The sequence below is a fragment of the Peptoclostridium sp. AF21-18 genome (genome assembly GCF_003478825.1).
Taxonomy (GTDB): Bacteria; Bacillota; Clostridia; order Peptostreptococcales; family Peptostreptococcaceae; genus Peptacetobacter.
In genome coordinates, this window is record NZ_QUGE01000011.1 from 16415 (window position 1) to 37461 (window position 21047).

A 21047-nucleotide genomic window follows, 5' to 3' on the forward strand; every position below is an offset into this window, starting at 1 on the left:
ATACTATTATAGATATATGGGAAAATTTTATGAAAATAAAATACCATTTATTATATACAAAAAAGTTAGAAAAATAATAAAAAAAGTATTTACAAAAATAAAAAATATTTATAAAATAAAAAATAGATAATTGGTATATACCTTATTGAATAAATCAATTAGAAAGGGTTTTCTGTTTTGTTTAATAAGAAAAACACAATTATTAAAGAAAGAAGGTTTATAGGAGGATTTTATGGGAAGGTTTAAGAAAGCAATTGCGACAATGTTAGTTGCTTGTATGACAATGGTTACGCCAGCGTCATTAGGTATGACTAAGGTTTCAGCTAACGAAGCCAACAAAACAAAAATGAGTGTATACTCAATAGATGCAGGTAGAAAGTTTTTCTCAGTAAATCAGATTAAAGAAATAATTGATACTGCAAACAAAACAGGATACACACACGTTCAGTTATTATTTGGTAATGATGGTTTAAGATTATTACTAGATGATATGACAATTATGGCAAACGGGAAAACGTATGCGAGTGATGATGTCAAAGAAGCTATAAAAAGCGGAACAAAAAAATACTACGACGATCCAAATGGAACAGTTTTAACACAGAAAGACATGGAAGCTATATTAGCACATGCTAAATCAAAAAACGTTAAAATAATTCCAGTTATAAGCAGCCCAGGACACATGGATGCAATATTAAATACAATGGAAGCTCTAGGAATAGAAAATCCAAAATTCAACTATCAGGGAACAGTTTCTAAAACTACTCTAGACTTAAACAATTCAAAAGCAGTTGAATTTACAAAAGAATTAGTTGAAAAATATGCAAAATACTTCAACGGAAAAGTAGAATACTTTAACTTTGGTGCTGATGAATATGCAAATGATGCAACATATCATGGACCAAGCAAAAAATCAGGATTCCTAGTACTTCAGGAAGAAAAATTATACGATGATTTCATAAAATACATCAATGAAATATCTGCAATGGTAAAAGAAAACAACATGAAACCAATATGTTTCAATGACGGTATATACTACAACAAAGACGAAAAAAATGGTGTAGTAGATACAGATATAACTGTTGCATACTGGACTCCAGGATTTGACAGATACTCTCCAGCTCCAGCTAAATATCTAATAGAAAAAGGATTCAAAATATTAAACACAAATGACAACTGGTACTATGTTGTTGGACGTAATGGAGAAGGTTGGTGGTACGGTTCTGCAATGGCTACTGACAGTATGAAAAAATTCAAATTTAACAGAGTAGTTGGAACAGCAGACAATGAAAAACCACTTCCTATAGTTGGAAGTATGGCTTGTACTTGGTGTGATGAACCACAGAAAGAATACAAACCAGAAATAGTAAAAGGTTTAATGGAATTATTTGCTAATCAGAACAAAGATTACATATATCCAAAAGCTAACTATGCTAAAGTTGAAGATGCAATAAAAAAAGCACCAAAAGACTTAACTAAATACACAGAAGAAACAGCTTACAACCTAAACAGAGCAATAGCATCTGTAACATATGGTGAAAAATTAGCTGACCAGGCAAAAGTAGATGCTATGGCAAACGAAATAACAAAAGCTACTGCAAACTTAAAAGTAGCTACAAGTAAAAAGAACAAATCTGCTATATTCTCAATAGATGCAGGTAGAAAATATTTCTCAAAAGATCAGTTAATAGAGATAATAGAGAAAGCACATAGAAATGGATACACAGATGTTCAGTTAGTATTAGGAAATGATGGACTTCGTTTTGCACTAGATAATATGGACATAAAAGTAAATGGTAAAACATACAAAAGTGAAGACGTTAAAAAAGCAATAACTAAAGGAAACGACATATACTACAAAGACCCTAATGGAGATTACCTAACAGAAGCAGAAATGGATGAAATATTAACAGTAGCAAAAAGATTAGGTATGGGAGTAATACCAGTAATAAACTCTCCAGGTCATATGGACGGTATATTAAATGCTATGGAAGCTTTAGGAATAAAAAATCCACAGTATAGCCATAATGGTAAAAAATCAACAAGAACAATAGACTTAAACAATAAAGAAGCAATAGAATTCAACAAAGAATTAGTAAAAAAATATGCAACATACTTTGCTAAAAAAGGAAGTAAAATATTCAACTTCGGTTGTGATGAATATGCAAATGACATAGACTCATCTGAAGAAGGATACTACAATGGATGGAGTAGACTTCAGGGTGAAGGAATGTATCCTAAATTTGTAACTTATGTAAACGACTTATCAAAAGTAATAAAAGATGCCGGAATGAAACCAATGTGCTTCAACGACGGTATATACTACAACAAAAAAGATGAATATGGAGAATTCGACAAAGATATAATCATATCTTATTGGACAGCTGGATGGTGGGAATTCTATACAGCTCCAGCAGCATACCTATACGACAAAGGTCATCAGATAGTAAACTTAAATGATGGATGGTACTGGGTATTAGGAAGCTACAAAAATGAAGCAAACAAACTTCCATACAAATACGAAGATGCAATGGCAAACATAGAAAAATTTGACTTCAATAAAGTTGCTGGGGATAGCTTAGGTGTTCCTACAATAGCAAGTATGCAGGCTGTTTGGTGTGATGATCCAGCTCAGAAACACGAAATGGACAAAGTAATGAATCTAATGGATGCTTATTCAGCTAAACACACTGGATACTTAAAAAGACCAGGTATGAAAGTTAATGTTGCTGAAAGAATAGAGGGTGAAACTAGATACGAAACTTCTCTAGAAGTAAGTAAAAAAGCATTCTCTAAATCAGAAAAAGCATACTTAGTATCTGGAGAAAAATTCCCAGATGCATTAAGTGCAGCTTCTTTAACTTCAGAAGGAAATGGTCCAATACTATTAGTAAATGATAAAACAATAGACAAAGTATTAGCTGAAGTAGATAGATTAAACGCTAAAGAAATAGTATTAGTTGGTGGAGGATCTATATCAGCGTCTAACAAAAATAAAGTAAAAGAATTTGCTAAATCTCACTCAGCAACTGTATCAGAACTTGCAGGAAAAGATAGATTTGATACTGCTGTAAAAGTTGCAAACAAAACTATATCTACACTTGGAAACAAAGGAAAAGTTATCATAGCTGACGGAAGAAACTACCCAGATGCTGTATCAATAGCACCATATGCCTCAAAAGAAGGAATACCAGTACTTTTAGCAAATGGAAATAATGTTTCAAAAGAAGTTAAAGACTTCTTAGCTAAAAACAATATAAAAGAAGCTATAATAGTAGGTGGAGATAAAGCTGTTGGAAAAGATGTAGAAAAACTATTCAAAAAAGTAGACAGAATATCTGGAGCTAATAGATATGAAACATCTGCAAAAATAGCAGAAAAATTCTTTGCAAGTACAGATGGAATATTCATGGCTAGTGGAGAAGCATTTGCTGACTCACTATCTGTAAGCTACTATGCATCACAGAAAAACACTCCAGTTGTACTTACAATACCAAACAGACTTCACGATAACACTAGAAAATATATGGAAAACAATAAATATAAAAATTACTATGTTATAGGTGGAGAAGCAGCAGTTACTTCAAATATATTTAGATAATATTTTATTTTAATAAGAGATTATACAAAAATATTAAAGCTCTATAGAATTTCTATAGAGCTTTATATAATAATCAAAAGAAAATTATTGAAATATACTATCGACTAATGGTAAAATAGTATAGTACGAAATGTATTAAGAATGTAAAGACTAAAAACAAAACAAAGCTAAAAACAAAAAATGGCCCGATGGTTTGAATCGGGTCATTTTTTGTTGCGATTAAAAATTTATAAGAAAATAAAAAACAATATTATATGAATTTATAAAATTTGATAATATTGTTTTTTATTTTTATAAATATATTTAAGAAAATAAAAATTGTATAAAGATACATAAAAAATAAAAAGTTAATATTTGATTATAAAAACTAAAAAAGTTGTAAAGTTTTTTTTTTTTTGTATAATTATATGCATATAGCAATATTACCTGGTAATAATGAAATTTATATAATTATTTTTTAAAGACAATTATATAAATTTAAAAATTTTTAGGTAATTATTTTAAATTAAAATAATTATAATGTATAAATAAAAGGAGGGAGATTGATAATGTTGAAGAAATTTTTTGCTATAATTACAATTTTTACAATGTTATTTTTAAATACTGCAGAAACAATACTAGCACTTGATAATGTTGTAAAAAATAATACAAATATTACTATTAATATAAAAAACATTAATGAACATGGGAAAATTTATGAAACGAATAATACAGGATTTACATTTAAATTCGAAATAAAAAAAGATATAGGTCAAACTTTTAAAAAAGATGAGAAGTATGTATTAGATACTAATCTAGCTGAATTTTTCACTATAGAAAACAATGAAACTTTAATAGTACCTGTGGAAGATAATAATAAAGAAGAAATACTGAAAGCAGAAATATACACAGATAATACAGACAATAAAATAAAAATTAATCTAAAACTGTCTAAGAATATAGATGCAACAGAAATAAGCGGAACTGTACTTTCAGTAGATAAGTTTGTAACAAAAGATAATCTTGTTACAAGTGGAGAATCTATAAATAAGACAATAACAATAGGCAATGAAACAAAAGATATTACTATACATAAAAACAAAGATGGATCTGGAACAGGAGATAATCCTAGCCCTGTCGATATTAATGTATTATGGAAAAATGCATGGAGCAATAAGGATAATTTGAGTAGTGAAACTAGTATAGAAGTAAATCCAATAGGTTCTATGGATTTATATGCTTCTATATCAAAAGATAAATTTAGAGATTTAATATATCATGAAAACTTTATAGTCAAGGATGAAATACCAGAAAATGGATATATAGATGAAAATTCGATTCAAATTTATGCAGCTGTTCCAGTTGTAACTAGAGCAAAAGGGGATAAAACATTTAATGGTTATGAAGTAAAAAATGGAGTGTATTATGCTCAAAGATACGGTACTCAAAGATATATTATCAATGAGTATAATAAGAATCCTAAAGATAAAATAAAAATAGAAAAAATAAATCAAAATGATAATGAAACATATCAACAATTTTTTGAACGAATAAAACAAAATCCTTTAAAATATGGCATATATAAAGATAAGGAGAATAAAACAGAAACATTCTTATGTAACTTTGGGAATATAGGTAATTCTGATTCAAGACAAAATAATGGAATAAAATATTCTGATTTTAAATGGGATAGTTTTGTAGATAATTATTTAAATACTTATCCTAATATTTTTGAAAAAAATGGTGCTTCTGCTGGTAATGTAGTTAGTTACTATATTGAATTTAAATCATATTACCCAGAAATAGAAGGTCAAAATGATAATGTAATAAACCATGCAGATAGAATATCAACAGTAAATGGGAATGAAGAAATAAGTGGTAATAATTCCGAAAAATTTACTATAAATAATGGAGATGGTTTTGGAAGTGTTAGAAAAAATAGTCTAGCATTACTTTTAGTAGATGAAGCCGATAAGAAAAAGCCAATTTCTGGAGCTAAATTTGAACTTCAAAAAGAAGAAAATAGACAATGGATTAAAAAGTTTGAAGGTACAACTGATGATAAAGGAAAATTAAAATTTGACTATCTAAATAATGGTAAATATAAAGTAGTTCAGACATCAACAGCTCAAGACTATGAATTTGATAAAGATAACAACAAATATCAGCCGTTAGGAAATAATAACAATTCGTATAATGATATTGGAGAAAATGGTGAATTTGAAATTACAGGTAATAAAAGCTTTGGATTTGCAGCGCTTGTAACAAATAAACGAATTCCAGAATTTAATGTAACATATAGTTTTATAAGTGGAACAAACGGAAAGGATCTTCCAAATGATAAATTACCTGAATTACCAAAAGCAACTAAAGTAAAAAAAGGTAGTTCAATATCTGCACCAACAACTAAATATGAAGATATAAAAGTAGATGGTGGAAAATGGAGATTTGATGGGTGGAAACCAGCAAATCAAAGTAACGTAACTACTGATGTAGAATTTATAGGAACATGGAAATTTATGAAAAATAGTACTGGTGGTGGTACTGTAACTCCAAAACCAGAACTAGAAGACCCAGATAGAATAGAAGGTGGAGATAGAGTAGATACATCTATAGATGCAAGTGAAGATTTATTCCCTAATGGAACAGATGCTGTAGTACTTGCAAACTGTGAAAGATATACAGACGTGCTTACTGCAAATCCATTTGCTATACAGATAAAGGCAGCTGCATTATTTACATATAAAGATAAACTACCAGAAAAAACTCTTAAAGAAATAGAAAGACTTGGAGCTAAAAAAATCTACATAAGTGGTGGATATGATGCAGTATCTAAAAAAGTAGTGGATGAATTAATAAATAAGGGTTATGACGTATTCAGATTTGATGGTGTAAATAGATATGACACAGCTAGAAAAATAGCGATAAAGATTAGAGAAAATGGAAATAAAAATGTAGCAGAACTTGCTTCTGGTGAAAACTATCCAGATGCACTATCAATGACACCTATGGCTGTAAAAGACAATGCACCAATACTTTTAACTAAAAAAGATTCTATCCCAAGTTACACAAAACAGGCATTGGCTGAATGGGATATAGAAACTATAAAAATAGCAGGACTTGACGAAGCAATATCAAATAATGTTGAAAAACAGATTAAAAATGGTTTTGCTATAGAAGCAAATAATAAAAAAGATTCTAACGTATATGATGGTGCTAAATTAGTATCAAGATTTGGTGGTAAAGATAGATACGAAACATCAACAGTTATAGCTAAAGAATCTTATCCAAACTCAAAATTAGGAGTATATGCAACAGGAGAAAAATTCCCAGATGCATTAATAGCTGGGAACTATGCTGGAAGAAAAAAAGCACCAGTATTATTAGTTAAAAAAGATATTCTTCCAAAATCAGTTAAAAAATATACTGCTAATTCAAAAATAGAAAAAGCCACTATAATAGGTGGATCAAAAGCTGTTAGTGATAATGTAATTGAATTTATAAAAGAAGCAATAAAAAATAGATAAATAGAATCATAGCTGAATATACAAATTTAGTCTAATTATAAAAATGTATCTACAAAGAGAGGAGGTATGAATATGAGAAAATTATTAGAAAAGTTAAAAATAAAGGAAAAAACATTAAAATACGTATCATTTCTATTGATTGTAGCGATATTTATACAATCTTCTTGTGTAGATATTCTATCGTTTGAAATTTCGGAATACATAGAAAATATAAGCAACATTGTAACAGAGAAATCAGAACAAATTAAAAAAAATGGAAAAGTAGCGCCTGTTATAGAGGAAAGCAAAGTAGAAGAAGTAATAAAAATATATAATTTCAAGCAGTTGGAAAACATCGGTACAGACAATGTAGTAAAGAATAATGATGGAGTGGAACAAGTATACTCAAAAGATTCTAAGTATATGCTGATGAAAGATATAAAGATTCCAAAGGGAGAGAAATGGAATCTACCAGAAGATTTTGAAGGCGAATTTGTTGAGAATAACAATAGAAAAAGTAGCGATAATGAAAAAGATGTTTATGATAAAAATGAAAATGCGATAAAGATATACAATAATTATCAGTTGAATGAGATTGGTAAAGAAGATTCTCCTGTAATGTCAAATGATGGAGATGCAGAAGAATTTGGTATGGGGAAACCAGTTTATGGAGAAGATTCATCAGAAAATATGACCTACGATGAGTCAAATGATTATATTATTTCTGAAGATTTTACAGAAGAAATGCCAGATTTGATTGCTAATAGCATAGCAGAAGGTTCTTCTTATCCTCTTTCTGATGAAAAGCCAGATGGAAGAACTTATCCAGGTCAGGTTACGTATAACTATAATGGAAAAGATTATATTTTAATAGGAAATGAGTCACAGCTCAGAGCTATAGGTAGTAATAAATTTGTTACTCCTAGACTGTATTTATATGTACATAGAGATAAAATTGGTAAAGACGAAGAAAAATATATTCCATACTATCCCGGAGATGCGGACTTAGATTTAACATCATACCCAACACACGGTATAGATCAAAATGAAGAAGCCAAGATAGAAGTAGATGGCTCAGATGGATACATTTTTTACAAAAGAGAAGGAGTTCAAAAAAAAGATTTAGCTGATATAAAATGGGATGAAGAGAAAGGACTAGTAGAAGGATTACTTACTGGACTAGGTGGTCTTATAGGAGGAATATTAGACCTTATATTACCTGGTACACATAAGGAACTTTGCGGTGTAAACTCTCAAGGATTACCAGATGCGACGAAGATTAGTGAAGATAAGTTAAAAAGTGAATATAAGAAATATCGTTACTCATCTGATGCAGATTACATAATATTTAGAGATGTAGATTTAAGTTCATCAGGTAAAAATTCTAATGGTAAGGATGACAACTGGAATCCGATAAGTATCTCAGGAAATGTAAAAGGATGGAAAAGTTTAATTCCAGACAAAGAAGAAGCAATAACTATTAGTAATGTAAATGTATTACAACAAGGAGAGTTAGATACATCAAATGGTGCGGGTATTGGTTTCTTTGGTTCGATATCTAATAGAATAAGTGAAGAAGAAAGCACATTTGGACATAGTACTGGTACTACAGTAGTAGAAAATTTAAGTATAGAAAATATTTCAGTAGAAAATCAATCAACAAAAGTAAAACCAGTTGATATGAATTTAATAAAACTACTTTTAGGAACTGTTGGGGGATTACTAGGAGGAATTCTAGGCGCTATAGATGGAATATTAGGAACAGTATTGCCAAATACAAATCTTAAACTTGGAGATATGCTTGTAGAACTTCTTACACTTAACTCACAAAGAGCAGATATGTTCGCAACAGGAAGCTTTGCTGGTCGTGTAGTAGGGGATGTTAATATAAAAAATTGTGAAACAGTAAATGCAACAGTAAAAAATGTAAAAGATATATCAGGTGGATTTGTTGGATATACAGAAGGAACAGAAAAATATGATGGATTATCAGAAATATTGGGCGGAACAGTAAAAGTTCTATCTAAGCTTTTAAATATATTACCAGGTGTAGGTCTTGGAGATTTAATAAAATTATTATTAGAAAAAGATATAGCATTAGGACATCTAATACCTGTTGGATATTATAAACCTACAATAGAAAATTGTAATGTAACATTAAATAACATTGGTTCTGAAAAAACAAGCTATAATGGAGGTTTTGTAGGTATACAGATAGGTACTAATATATCTGATTCAAATGTAAATGAATTACAATCTGTTACAGGATCTAATTTTGTAGGAGGATTTGCAGGAATATCAAGAGATGCTATTTTAAAAGGATTATTAAAGGATCTTGGAATTGATATAAATGCAATTGATGTAAAATCTATACAAAATGGATGTGTTGTTACAGGGAATGGACTCTCAATAAACGCACTAAAAATAAATAAAAATCCTGCAACGGAATATTCAAGTAATAACTCAGAAGAAAAAAAACAACAACCAGATGGAGATTATGCAGGTGGTTTTAATGGAGCTATGTCCAATAGTAAAAGTAAAAATTGTAATATCACAGGTTTATCATCTGTAAAAACAGAAGGATCTTATGCAGGTGGATTTACAGGTAGAGCGACAACTGGATTTGGTGTTACTTTGGGAGATGACACAGCTAGAAAATCTACACTATTAAGCTCAGTATTAGAAATATTAAATGGAGCTACGGGTAATAATGAAAACAATTTAGATGCTGGACTACTGAGCCTTGTAGGTATAGAGCCAACAATATTAATTAATAGTAATGTAAACGGAAGCAACATAGAAATATCAGCAGCAGAAAACTACTCAGGTGGATATATAGGTCAAGGCGATGGAGTAAAAATAAATCCAAAATCAAAAGAAGAATCAGGAACAACACCACAAGCACAAGGAAAAACAAATGTTGAAAATATATTATCAGTAACAGCTAAAAACTACTCAGGTGGTGTAGCAGGTAGTGTATCAACTGCTGATGCAATAGGATTATTAAATAATACATTAGGTGTTGGAAGCTACATAAAATTTGAAATAAACAATGTAGAAGTAAATAAAAACACTTCAACCATTAATACTAGTGAACCTAATACACCAGTTACTGATAATAATCAAGAACAAACAAAAGAAACATTAAATGGAACAATAGAAGATTCAACAGACCAAACAACAGTAGAAAAAGCAAATACTACGACAACTGCAGGTATGAAGATAAACTCAGAAGACGCATATGCAGCTGGAGGAATGGGGCTTGCTGTTGGTGGAGATATAAGCAACGTAAATATAAACGACATATCATCAGTAAATGCTAAAAACTATGCAGCTGGATTTATAGGAAGAGCTGGAGCAGGTGGATTAGCAGATGTTCAAGGAATTAATCTTTTAGGATTAGGGATTATAAAAATAAGTAATGTTTTATCATTAGCGCAAGGAATTGATTTAAATATAGATTCATCTAATGTAAATGGAAATAGCTTAGGATACACAGTGGAATCTACAGGATATCAGGGAGATATAACTCATAAAGAATCTGTTTTAGCAGGTGGATTTATTGCAGAAGCAGCAGCTATAAAAGTAAAAGATTCTCATGTTAAAAACTTAAAATCTGTAACACTTCCAATATCAGAAGGAGAGAGTGTTACAAATAAAAATGAAGATGGAGCAGATTCATTTGGTGGTGGATTTGTAGGAAGAGTAAACACAGAAGGACTAGTAGGACTTGTAAAAGAAGAAGTGGACAGCAAGTTACAGTTACCTAAAGTACTTGAATTAAAGTCTGTTTTAGGATTAATACCTTATCTAATACCTAAAATAGAAAAATCTACAGTAACTTTCTATAAAGAAGAAAAACCTAAAGAAGAAACGGATAAACCAAAAGAGCAAGTAGCAAATGGTGAATCTTCTGATACATCAAATGATGAAAAAATAAATGTTGATAAGGTGGAAAATACATCAAATGATAATAAGCAAGATGATAGTAAACAAAATATTAATAAAGATGAATCAAATAAAGTAGATAATGGAAAAAAAGAAGAAAATAAATTAGAAGCGAATAAAACAGAGGAAGAAAAGAATCTTCCAAAAGAAAGAGCTATTAATACACTTGAAAAGTTAAACGAAAATAAAATAGCAAATGAACGGCTTAAAAAAATACAACCACAAGTAATAGCTGACTATGCAGGAGGATTTGCTGGGGAAATAGAAAGTGCTCAAATTGACAATTCTAAAGTTGAAACTCAACCAGAGCCAGAACCAGCAGAACAGCAAGAAAATGCGGATTCTAACTTAGAACAAAATAAAAACTCTAACGAAGAGGAAAATAAAGAAACAGTAAAAACTGAACAAACAACAAAAGAAGCAAAAGTAGAAGAATCTAAAGCAACTGAACCAGAAAGACAATATGCTGTATTTAACTTGGAAAAAGTTAGCGGATATAAATACGCAGGAGGATTTGCAGGAAATGTAATTGCAGGTGGAATTGGAAAATCAGATGGTTTAAGTCTTCTAAATGGAATACTAAAAATAAATGTAGACAATTTACTCTCTATATTAGATGTTTATATACCCAAAATTAATTCTGCAGGTGTCAAATCTGTAGAAAGTGGATTTGTAGTAGAATCAAACTCATCAGATGGATATGCAGGAGGGTATGTAGGTAGAGCAAGTGGTGCACAGATAAAAGACTCAGATGTAACACTTCTAAAACATACAGCAGTAACACCTCCAGCGCATGAATATGAATCTGAAGAAGCTGATTCATACTTTAGCAGAAATCTTTCGGGTTATGCAGTAAGAGCAGGTAGATATGCAGGTGGTTATGTAGGTAGAGCAGATATAGATTCTGCAGCATCTGCAGGAGGAGGGATATCTCTATTAGGAGATACTCTAGGAATTGAAAATGTATTAAATGCACTAGATGTTGTATCGACTAATATAGAAAACTCTAACGTATACGGCGCTCCTGGAGGATACTCTGTAATAGCTGACGGACTTAAAGAAAATAAACCAGATGAGATTGTTGGTCATTCAGGAGGTTATGCAGGATTTATATCAGGAAGTAATTTAAACAACTGCAACTCATACAACTTTGAGTACATAATAGGTAGAGAAACAGCTGGTGGGCATACAGGAAGAGCAGAACCAGGTAATACAGCTGCTGTTATAGAAAGTGCAAGTATAATAGATAAAGTTGCTAATATAAGTGAAAATGTTGCAAGTGTATTAAATACATTCATACCTCAAGTAATAGATTCAGAAACTACAGCAGTACCTTGTGGAGGAATTGTTAGAGCAGAAGGTTTAACTGATACTATGTACAAAAGAGGATATGCGGGTGGATATATAGGTCATAATGAAGGTGCAAGAATAAAAGGTGAAAAGAAAGAAGCAGCCACAATAAGAATAAGATCTGTATACGGAGGAGAGAGTTCAGGTGGATTCTCAGGAGTTACAGAATCTGCTAATGTTGCTGATACAGGAAATATAAAAATATTAGCAGGTCTAGTTAAAGTAAGTAATCTTTTAAATGTACTAAATGCAGTATATCCTACAGAAACAAATACAGCTGTATACGGACCACTTAGAAAAGTAGACTTAGAAACTTGGAATAAATGGGTTAAGTATGTAGGAAGTAATGGTGTATTTGGAACTACTCTTCCTACAGAAGAAGTAAAAACAGAAGCGGAATTAAACAAGTTAATAAAAGAATATGCTTATGGCTACAATGTAAAAGCTGGAAGAAATACTGAGGCAACTAGCCCAGGAGAATACGGAACAGCTGGTGGATATGTGGGATACATGAAGAGTGGTGTTATAACAGATGCACATGCTTGGGATGCTAAAGAAGTAAATGCATATAGAGCATCAGGTGGATTTGTTGGAGAAATGATAACAGGTGGTGTAGCAGAGATAGGAGGTCTTAAACTATTAGACCAAACAATACTAGGTGACACATTATCTGCTGTTCAGACATTTGTTCCTGTTATAAAAAACTCAGGTGTTACAGGATACCAATCAGGTTTAAAAGTATTTTGTGATATCAATACATCAAAAAATACAAGTATAAAAAATATAATATCCAACTTTACAAATAATGAAAAAGTAGCTAAAAAAGGATACTCAGGGGGATTTGCAGGTCGTGTAATAGGTGGTCAGATTTGGGGAAATGAAGGAGTAGGAAATAAAGATATAGAAGACATTGCTCCTATAGAAACAGAAGAATCTAAAACTGATGACCCTAAAATCGATAATGTAAATAAAGAAAATTCAAAAATAAATGAAGATGTGAGCAAAGAAAATGTTTCTGTTGAATCAGATAAAAAGAAAGAAGAGATAACAAACATAGAAGCATTAAATAAAAAAGAAGTTGAAAATAATGAAGCAAAAGGATACGATGCAGTAAAAGATCCAAACTACAAAAAATGTTATGTTCATAACCTAAGAAGAGTAGAAGGAACACAAGATGTAGGAGGATTTGCTGGTAAGATAGAAAACGGAAGTGCAACATCTTTAGATACAGCAACAGATGGCGGTCTTTTAGGAGGTTTATTAAATGGTTTAGTAAAAGCCCCAAAAGATTTAATAAGACTTATGAACGCTACTGTTTCGACAGTTAGAGCTGTAGATGTAAGAGCTTGGGATGATTGGGGAATAGTGATAAATGGTGCTTATTTAGAATCACAAGCTAATCCATTAACTAAAGCACCAGGAGATATAAAATATGCTGAAACTGCAGGAGGATTTGCTGGAGAAATAAACGGTGCTGTTATAGGGGATAAAGATAAACCAGAAAATGGTGTAACCATAGAAAATATAAGAACAGTAACAGCTGGAGAACATGCAGGTGGATTCTTTGGAAAGGCAGATGTTTCTGGTATAGCTGAGGTTTCAGCCGATGAAGGAACAAGCATACTACAAAATCTTGTGAATCTTGGCTCAGTAGATGCATTAGATACATTTAGAACATATATATATCACTCAAAAGTAGTTGGTGCAGAAAGAGCAGGAATAGAAGTATATTCAAAAGAAGGAAAAGAACTTGGATATGTAAATAGACCAATCTACACAGGAAATGCTGGTGGATTTGGTGGAACACTTTTAGATGGAAGTGTTAAAAATAGTAAGGTTGAAAAACTTAGAAATGTAAGAGGTATAAACTATACTGGAGGATTTGTGGGACACAGTGGAAAGAGTGGAGCTGTAAGCTTAGAAAATGCAAATGTATTAGATAAGTTCTTAGGTGCAACAGCAGGTGTGCTGGATGTATTTGGATCTCATATAGAGGACTCAAGTGTTGTAGGTATACTAAAGGACGAAAACGATTCAGAAGGACAAAAAGGTTACTCAGTTAAGAGTGAAAATAGAACACTTGGAACTGACAAGAGCGAAATAGCAGGAGGATTTGTAGGATTTGCTGAATTGGCAAAAATAGATAGATGTTCAAGTACAAACCTTATGCAGGTGGCAAGTGGAGAAACAGCTGGTGGATTTGCTGGTGAAACATCATTTGCATATTTAGCTAGTGTAGCTGCAGATTCGCCAATAGTAAAAGCATTATTACAAGTTATTGGAATTGTTGTAAAGGCTATATATAATAATACTCTTGCAGAGCTTATAAAAGGTGGTATAAAAGTAGACTTAGGTTTAGTAAAAGTATCTCTAGTATCAGGAACAGATGTTGTAGAAGTAAATCTGCTTGGAATTATTGTAAGAATATCTGTAAACAAACAAGCTGATAAAGAATTTGATGTTGTAATAGTTGAGATAGGAGATAGTAAGATAGCTCTTAGTTGCGACAAATATGGTAATGTAAATACTGATAAAGATGATATTGATGAGTTATCTATAAATCTTATCAAAGCTAATAGAACAAGAATATCTGATTCAACAGTAACTGGTATAGCAAAAGGATATGATGTATTTGGTAGTGGCTCAGGAAATACAGAAGCAGCTATAACAGATAAAGGATATGTTGGTGGATTTGTCGGATTCAACAATGAAGGTCTTTTAAGAAAAAATAAAATGGTATATGCAGATGCTATAAAAGGTCCAGCTGAGAGCGAAGTGGAAACTGTTTCTCCAGATGGTGCAACAGGAATATTTACAGGTTCATCATCATTAAAAAGTAACTATCATTTTAACAACCTTAAAAATATAGAAGCAGAAGGAAACTTATATAGTATATATAGAAAACTAGATGCTATATATAGTGAAATAGAAAATAAAGCTGGTGGAACTATACATTTAGGTTCTAGGATTGATGGAAGTTGGAACAATGTTTACGATATTAAACACTTTGATGAGGTAAAGAAACTTGATGAACTTAAAGATGCTAAGGCTGTTGATGACAGCAAACCAACTATAGAAAATGCACTTATGGTGTATAGAGATCAAGGTTCTAAAGCAGTACTTATGGGCGATGAACCTACATACCCATTACCTCCAGACCAAGAGATGGAACCTGGGGATATGCAAGACCCCTGCTCTGAAACAGTAGTTATAAATCTTGAAAAAATTTGGAAAGATTGGAAACCAGAACAAAGACCTGATCAAATAACATTTTGGATTTGGGGAACTTACAAAGATGACAATCAACAAGAAGTTTGGGATGAAAATGCTAAATATCAAGTAACTCTTACTAAAGAGCAGATGCAAGACGAAAATACATGGAAGCTATACATAAAGAACCTTCCAGCGTACTTTGTAGACCCAGGAACAAAGAAAAAAATATACTACACTTACAAGATTAAAGAGGAAGAAATTCCGGATTATAAAGTAAATATAGATGATAAGGTAACAGTAGAAAATGATAAGGATGATGTATACCATATTGTCGTGACAAATTCTCAAAAATGGAAGTACATCCTTCCAGAAACTGGTGGATTAGGTTATGCAATGCTTTACATAATAGGTATTGGATTGATAGTGATTGCCATTGAAACATATAGAAGAAAATATAAATCAAAACAATCTTAGTAAAAATCCCTCTCTCTAAAAGGGAGAGGGTAAAAATAAAAAATAAAATTATTAGAGGTGATTATTTATGAAAAAACTCAAAAAATTTCTAGCCATGATGATTTCTATGGTAATGGTATTATCTATGGCTACTGCAAGTTTTGCTGAAGTAGGAGGGACTGGAAGCCTAACAGTTACACTAGCTAATGATAACAAACTAGCAGAAAATAATAAGCATACAGTTAAACTGTATAAGTTACTTAATCTTGAATCTTACGATACGAGTGCAAAGAAGTATTCATATTCTTTAAATGAAAAGTATAAACAGACTATAAAAGATGTTCTAGGAAATGGAACAATGCAGGATAATGAAATTATAGGTAAGATATCTGCTTTAGGTCAGGATAATACTCCTAATGTGCAGAAATTTGCAAATGATTTTGAAACTAATTATACTGGTAATCCAGATAGTACAGGTGAAATAGTTGCTCAAAAGAATAAGATAATTAATTCAGTAACAATAAACGATTTACCAGTAGGTTATTATTTAATAGTATTAGATAATGCAAGAGAAGTTCAAGCTAATCTTTTTACTGTTGTACAAGGAACAAATAATGTGAAATTAAAAGCTGAAGCCCCAGGTATAACAAAATCAGCTGATAAAAATGATGTAGAAATCGGTGAAATAGTAACATATACAATAACTACAAAAATACCTAAAAAACTATCAGAAACAATGGTATATAAAATTACCGATATACTTTCTGAGGGGCTAGATTTCGTTGATTTTGATAGTGAAGATACTCCTAAAAATACACAGAGTCTTGTAATAGAAACAAAATTAGATAATCAGGATACAACTGGAATAACAGCATCTGTTACAGGAAGAACTATGGCTATAGACTTAGCTCAGTATATAAAAGACCATCAAGGTGATATAGGAAAAACATTAACAATAAGATATAAAGCTAAAGTAAATACAAATGCTGTAATAGAAACAAGCAATAGTGCAACACTTGAATATGGGAAAAATACTGATAGTACAGTAGTTAATAAACCAGAGCAAGCAAAAACTCCAACATTCCCAGTTCATATAAATAAAACAGATGGGAAAAGTCCTCTTGCCGGAGCAGAATTCGAAATATATCATTCTAATAGTAATGGTGATGCAATAGAAGGTGCAGCTATAAAAGTTACTGGAAATAACGGTGTATATAAAATAAATTCAAATCAATCTGAGGAACCAGGAAATACAAAAATGATAACTACAAAAATAACTGGTATTCAGTTTGGTAAAGAAGGCGGATACAACCTTGTTATAAACGGTTTAAAAGCTGGAACATATTGGTTAAGAGAAACAAAAGCTCCAGATGGATATAACAAACTTGAAAAAGATATAAAAATAACTGTAACAAATAATAATGATGGCACATATACAATATCTACTGATCGGAAAGACGGTATAAATGTATCAGATAACATAGTTACAATCGTCAATACATCAGGTGCACACTTACCAGAAACAGGTGGTACAGGAACATTACTACTAACTGCAGTAGGTGCTCTATTAGTAGCAGTAGCAATGATAAGATTTATGAGAAGAAAACAGGAAAACTAAAAAACAAAACAAATAAAAAATCACAAGGGGAATAAAATCCCCTTGTGGTTATAATTTCAATACTTAGAGGAATTAACCTACCAGATTAACTGTTCTAAATATTGAAATTAAAGGAGAAAAAATGAAAAAGCAAAAACCTAAAAAAAAGAAAAATAAAAAACAACTTATTGCAGACATAATAACAATGATAATACTTATAGCTGGGATACTTATAATAGCGTATCCGTCGATAAGTAACTACCTATATGTAAAAAGAAGCTCAAAAGTTATAGATACTTACAATAAATCTATAGATACTAACGAAGTAGAAATGAAAAAGAAATTCAATAATGCTATAATATACAACTATGGATTAATAACAGATGAAGAGATAACAGATCCATTCTCTACACCAAAAGAAACTGATGAAATTTATGAAAAGCAGCTTGATGTAAATGGTAGTGGTATGATGGGAACTATAGACATTCCAAAAATAAATATGGAAGCCCCTATCTATCATGGAACTAAGGAGGTTGTCCTTCAGGCTGGTATAGGCCATCTATATGGGACATCACTTCCAGTAGGTGGAAATAGCACCCACTCGGTACTAACTGGTCATAGAGGTTTGCCAAATAAAAAGCTATTTACAGAATTAGACCAGATTGAAGAAGGAGATAGATTCTATTTAAAAATACTTGGAAATAAAATAGCATATCAAGTAGATCAAATTATAACAGTACTTCCAACAGAAACATCAGCACTAGGTATAGTTAAGGATATGGATTATTGCACATTGGTTACTTGTACTCCATATGGTGTCAATTCACATAGATTACTTATAAGAGGAGAAAGAATACCTTATTCTGAAGAAGATTATCAAAAAGATAAATTAAAAGGTAAAATGAATATATTATTTGAATTAGCTATATTAGCTTTAGGAATACTAGCTATAATAATATTTATGTATATTTATAAAAAAAGACAAAAGAGAAAGGTGGATGAAAATGGGAAAAAATAAATTTATAAAAAGAATAGTTATGTTTATTGTTTCAATATTGGTAATTTCATCGCCTATATTTGAAAGAATTTCTTACGCATCAGGTAGTAAAACTGTTGTAATCAATAGTCATTCTTATAATGAAAATAATAATAAAATAGCAATATCGGGTGCTGAATTTTATTTATATAAAGTTGGAGAATACAATGGAGATAAATATGTTTTAACAGATGATTTTAAAAAGGTTTGGGTAGACATAAACAGCAGTGTTGCAAAAGATGAAATGGAAGCTGCTAACATATTACATAAATATGCTAAAGATAACAATATAAAAGGAAGATTAGAAATAACTGATTCAAATGGGAAAGCTGTCTTTTCTGGATTAGGTGATGGTGTATATGTAATAGCTCAAGAAGGTAGTGTAAAAATTGGAAATATGATATACAGCTCAAATCCTTTTTTAGTAAAATCTCCATCTCACTTTGAAGACGGAAATACTATAGTTGTAGAGCCTAAATATGGTATAGATGAGGATCATACTCCGGATAAGACTGAGAACCCACCTGATAATGATGAGGAAAATCCACCGGATAAAGAGGAGAATCCACCTGACAAAGATGAGGAAAATCCACCAGATAAAAATGAAAATACACCAAACAATGAAGATGGTGGTAAAGAAAAAAAGGTAAGAACTGGTGATGAAGGTATTTTAAATACAGTAATATTATTTCTTGTTGCCTTTATAATGTTTATTACTATAAACAAAAGGAAAAACTTAAATAAAAAATAAATAAAAAATAATAACCCTAGTCAATAAAATAAATATATCATTGGCTAGGGAATTTTTTTTATAGTGGATCAAATATTCTGTTAAAAGATACTTTTTCATATTCATTTTTTATCGAGATTGTAGAATGAGAAAAATCTATCTCAAAATTAGCAAATGCAGACAGTAAATCTATATCTCTAAGCATATGCACTGTCATATCATATCCTTCCTTATCTATTCTCAAGATAATCGCCCTAACAAATGGAAACTGGATACGAGAGCTAAACATTCTGCTGTCAGAGGCATCTATATCTACACTTCTGTAGTTTATATCCACAAAAATATCAATATCCTCTTCAGACTCTCTAATAACTCTAAACTCAAAATCAGAATCAAGCTTTAAATTTCCGATATTATAAATCATCGAATCACCTATCTCTTTTTAAGGAATTTAGGTCCTAGGTATTTTTTAATTTCTTCTTCTGGAGAGAAGTCATCTATTAGTATTTCTTTTCCAGTATCTTCAAACACTACTAAAACTTCACAATCTCCCTGTAAGAAGAATTTTCTAACAGTTTCTTCCTTAACTTCTCTTACTTTAACGATATTTTTCTTTTCCTTTTCGAAGTCTTTAGTATAATAACTTCCCATCATATTTATATATTTTGTATATCTGTTCATAATGTCCTCCTATCAGTATTTCTAAATTTATAAAAATTTTTATCATTAATAATATAATTATACGAAAAAGCTCCTAATCAAGCAATATAAATTGAAATATGCATAATTGATGGAATATATGTAAATTAGGCTAATATATGTTAAAATAAAAGAATCAAACATTACAAAGGGGTATTGAGATGGCTAGTATAAAAAGAGATGAAATAGAAAAATCTATAGCTTATGCCGAAAAAAACGGCATACTTGAAAAATTAAATAAAATATACGATACAGTACCTTCAGGAAAATGTGAAGGTTGTGCAAAATGCTGCATGGAATCCGTTGGAATAAACTTAACTGAGTTTTTAAATATATACAAATATCTAAAAGAAAGGCCTGAAATATATAACAAATACATCGACAAGGTTTTGGACTACTATTTCATGGAATATAAAGAAAAGAAACCATGTCCTTTTCTTGATGAAAACAAAAGATGTGCAATATATGAGGTTAGACCATTAAACTGTAGAATATTTGGTCACTGGTACAAAAGCGACTACAATTTAAACCTAGACTCTATAAAAGAAAAGAATAGAGATTACAGAGATCTTATGAAAGCTAGATACGGATTTGAAATAAATGAAGATGTAGTCGAGTATAGGATAGAGTACTGTGAGAAATTCATCCCAGATAGTGGAGAAAGACTATCTAAAGAGGAAAGACTTTCATACCTAGACCAGATAATGATATTGGATTCTCAGATATATTCAAAAGGAATGATAGACATAGACTTTAGAGATAGAGGAATAGTGGAGTACTTTATAGACTCATTATTCTTTACAGATACGTCATATAATATGAAGATAAAAATTTCTCAGGACTTTGATAAAGGAGAAAAGGTCTTAAAAAGAATTAAAAAGATAGTAGCTGTAGGGAAAAAATAGTATTAGTTTAGATACTAAAATTAAGATAACAAA

Annotated in this window: 9 protein-coding genes; 7 read left to right on the forward strand and 2 right to left on the reverse strand. The window is 30.9% G+C overall.

What is annotated here, in order from left to right; all coding sequences use genetic code 11:
- The first annotated feature begins 232 nt into the window (after positions 1-232).
- The 6 genes from DWX74_RS06300 to DWX74_RS06325 all read left to right on the forward strand — a co-directional run bounded on the left by DWX74_RS06300 (position 233) and on the right by DWX74_RS06325 (position 19431).
- Positions 233-3598: a cell wall-binding repeat-containing protein gene (locus DWX74_RS06300; RefSeq protein ID WP_118549213.1), complete on the forward strand. Its 3366-nt coding sequence runs from the start codon at positions 233-235 to the stop codon at positions 3596-3598.
- Between the two features lie 548 nt (positions 3599-4146).
- Positions 4147-7104, forward strand: a complete 2958-nt coding sequence (locus tag DWX74_RS06305; protein WP_118549214.1) for a cell wall-binding repeat-containing protein — start codon at positions 4147-4149, stop codon at positions 7102-7104.
- 72 nt (positions 7105-7176) lie between these two features.
- Positions 7177-16068 carry a hypothetical protein gene (locus DWX74_RS06310; protein ID WP_118549215.1) on the forward strand — a complete coding sequence of 2964 codons (8892 nt, stop codon included), beginning with the start codon at positions 7177-7179 and terminating at the stop codon, positions 16066-16068.
- A 67-nt stretch (positions 16069-16135) separates the two neighbouring features.
- Positions 16136-17665, forward strand: coding sequence for a SpaH/EbpB family LPXTG-anchored major pilin (locus DWX74_RS06315; protein WP_118549216.1), 1530 nt, complete (start codon positions 16136-16138; stop codon positions 17663-17665).
- A 121-nt stretch (positions 17666-17786) separates the two neighbouring features.
- Positions 17787-18662 (forward strand): class C sortase, encoded by an 876-nt coding sequence (locus tag DWX74_RS06320; RefSeq protein WP_118549217.1) that lies wholly within the window; start codon positions 17787-17789, stop codon positions 18660-18662.
- Complete coding sequence (locus DWX74_RS06325; protein WP_118549218.1) at positions 18649-19431, forward strand: hypothetical protein; 783 nt, start codon at positions 18649-18651, stop codon at positions 19429-19431. The genes DWX74_RS06320 and DWX74_RS06325 overlap by 14 nt, the downstream gene beginning before the upstream one ends.
- A 58-nt stretch (positions 19432-19489) precedes the next feature.
- Here DWX74_RS06325 and DWX74_RS06330 read toward each other — a convergent pair whose 3' ends face one another.
- Complete coding sequence (locus DWX74_RS06330) at positions 19490-19834, reverse strand: hypothetical protein (RefSeq protein WP_118549219.1); 345 nt, start codon at positions 19832-19834, stop codon at positions 19490-19492.
- Between the two features lie 8 nt (positions 19835-19842).
- Complete coding sequence (locus tag DWX74_RS06335; protein ID WP_040410605.1) at positions 19843-20091, reverse strand: hypothetical protein; 249 nt, start codon at positions 20089-20091, stop codon at positions 19843-19845.
- A gap of 179 nt (positions 20092-20270) precedes the next feature.
- Between DWX74_RS06335 and DWX74_RS06340 the strand changes: the two genes are divergently transcribed.
- Complete coding sequence (locus DWX74_RS06340; RefSeq protein WP_118549220.1) at positions 20271-21014, forward strand: YkgJ family cysteine cluster protein; 744 nt, start codon at positions 20271-20273, stop codon at positions 21012-21014.
- Positions 21015-21047 lie beyond the last annotated feature (33 nt).

Coding starts and splice junctions, on each gene's coding strand:
- DWX74_RS06300 (WP_118549213.1), top strand. CDS start 233: ATGGGAAGGTTTAAGAAAGCAATTGCGACAATGTTAGTTGCTTGTATG.
- DWX74_RS06305 (WP_118549214.1), top strand. CDS start 4,147: ATGTTGAAGAAATTTTTTGCTATAATTACAATTTTTACAATGTTATTT.
- DWX74_RS06310 (WP_118549215.1), top strand. CDS start 7,177: ATGAGAAAATTATTAGAAAAGTTAAAAATAAAGGAAAAAACATTAAAA.
- DWX74_RS06315 (WP_118549216.1), top strand. CDS start 16,136: ATGAAAAAACTCAAAAAATTTCTAGCCATGATGATTTCTATGGTAATG.
- DWX74_RS06320 (WP_118549217.1), top strand. CDS start 17,787: ATGAAAAAGCAAAAACCTAAAAAAAAGAAAAATAAAAAACAACTTATT.
- DWX74_RS06325 (WP_118549218.1), top strand. CDS start 18,649: ATGGGAAAAAATAAATTTATAAAAAGAATAGTTATGTTTATTGTTTCA.
- DWX74_RS06330 (WP_118549219.1), bottom strand. CDS start 19,834: ATGATTTATAATATCGGAAATTTAAAGCTTGATTCTGATTTTGAGTTT.
- DWX74_RS06335 (WP_040410605.1), bottom strand. CDS start 20,091: ATGAACAGATATACAAAATATATAAATATGATGGGAAGTTATTATACT.
- DWX74_RS06340 (WP_118549220.1), top strand. CDS start 20,271: ATGGCTAGTATAAAAAGAGATGAAATAGAAAAATCTATAGCTTATGCC.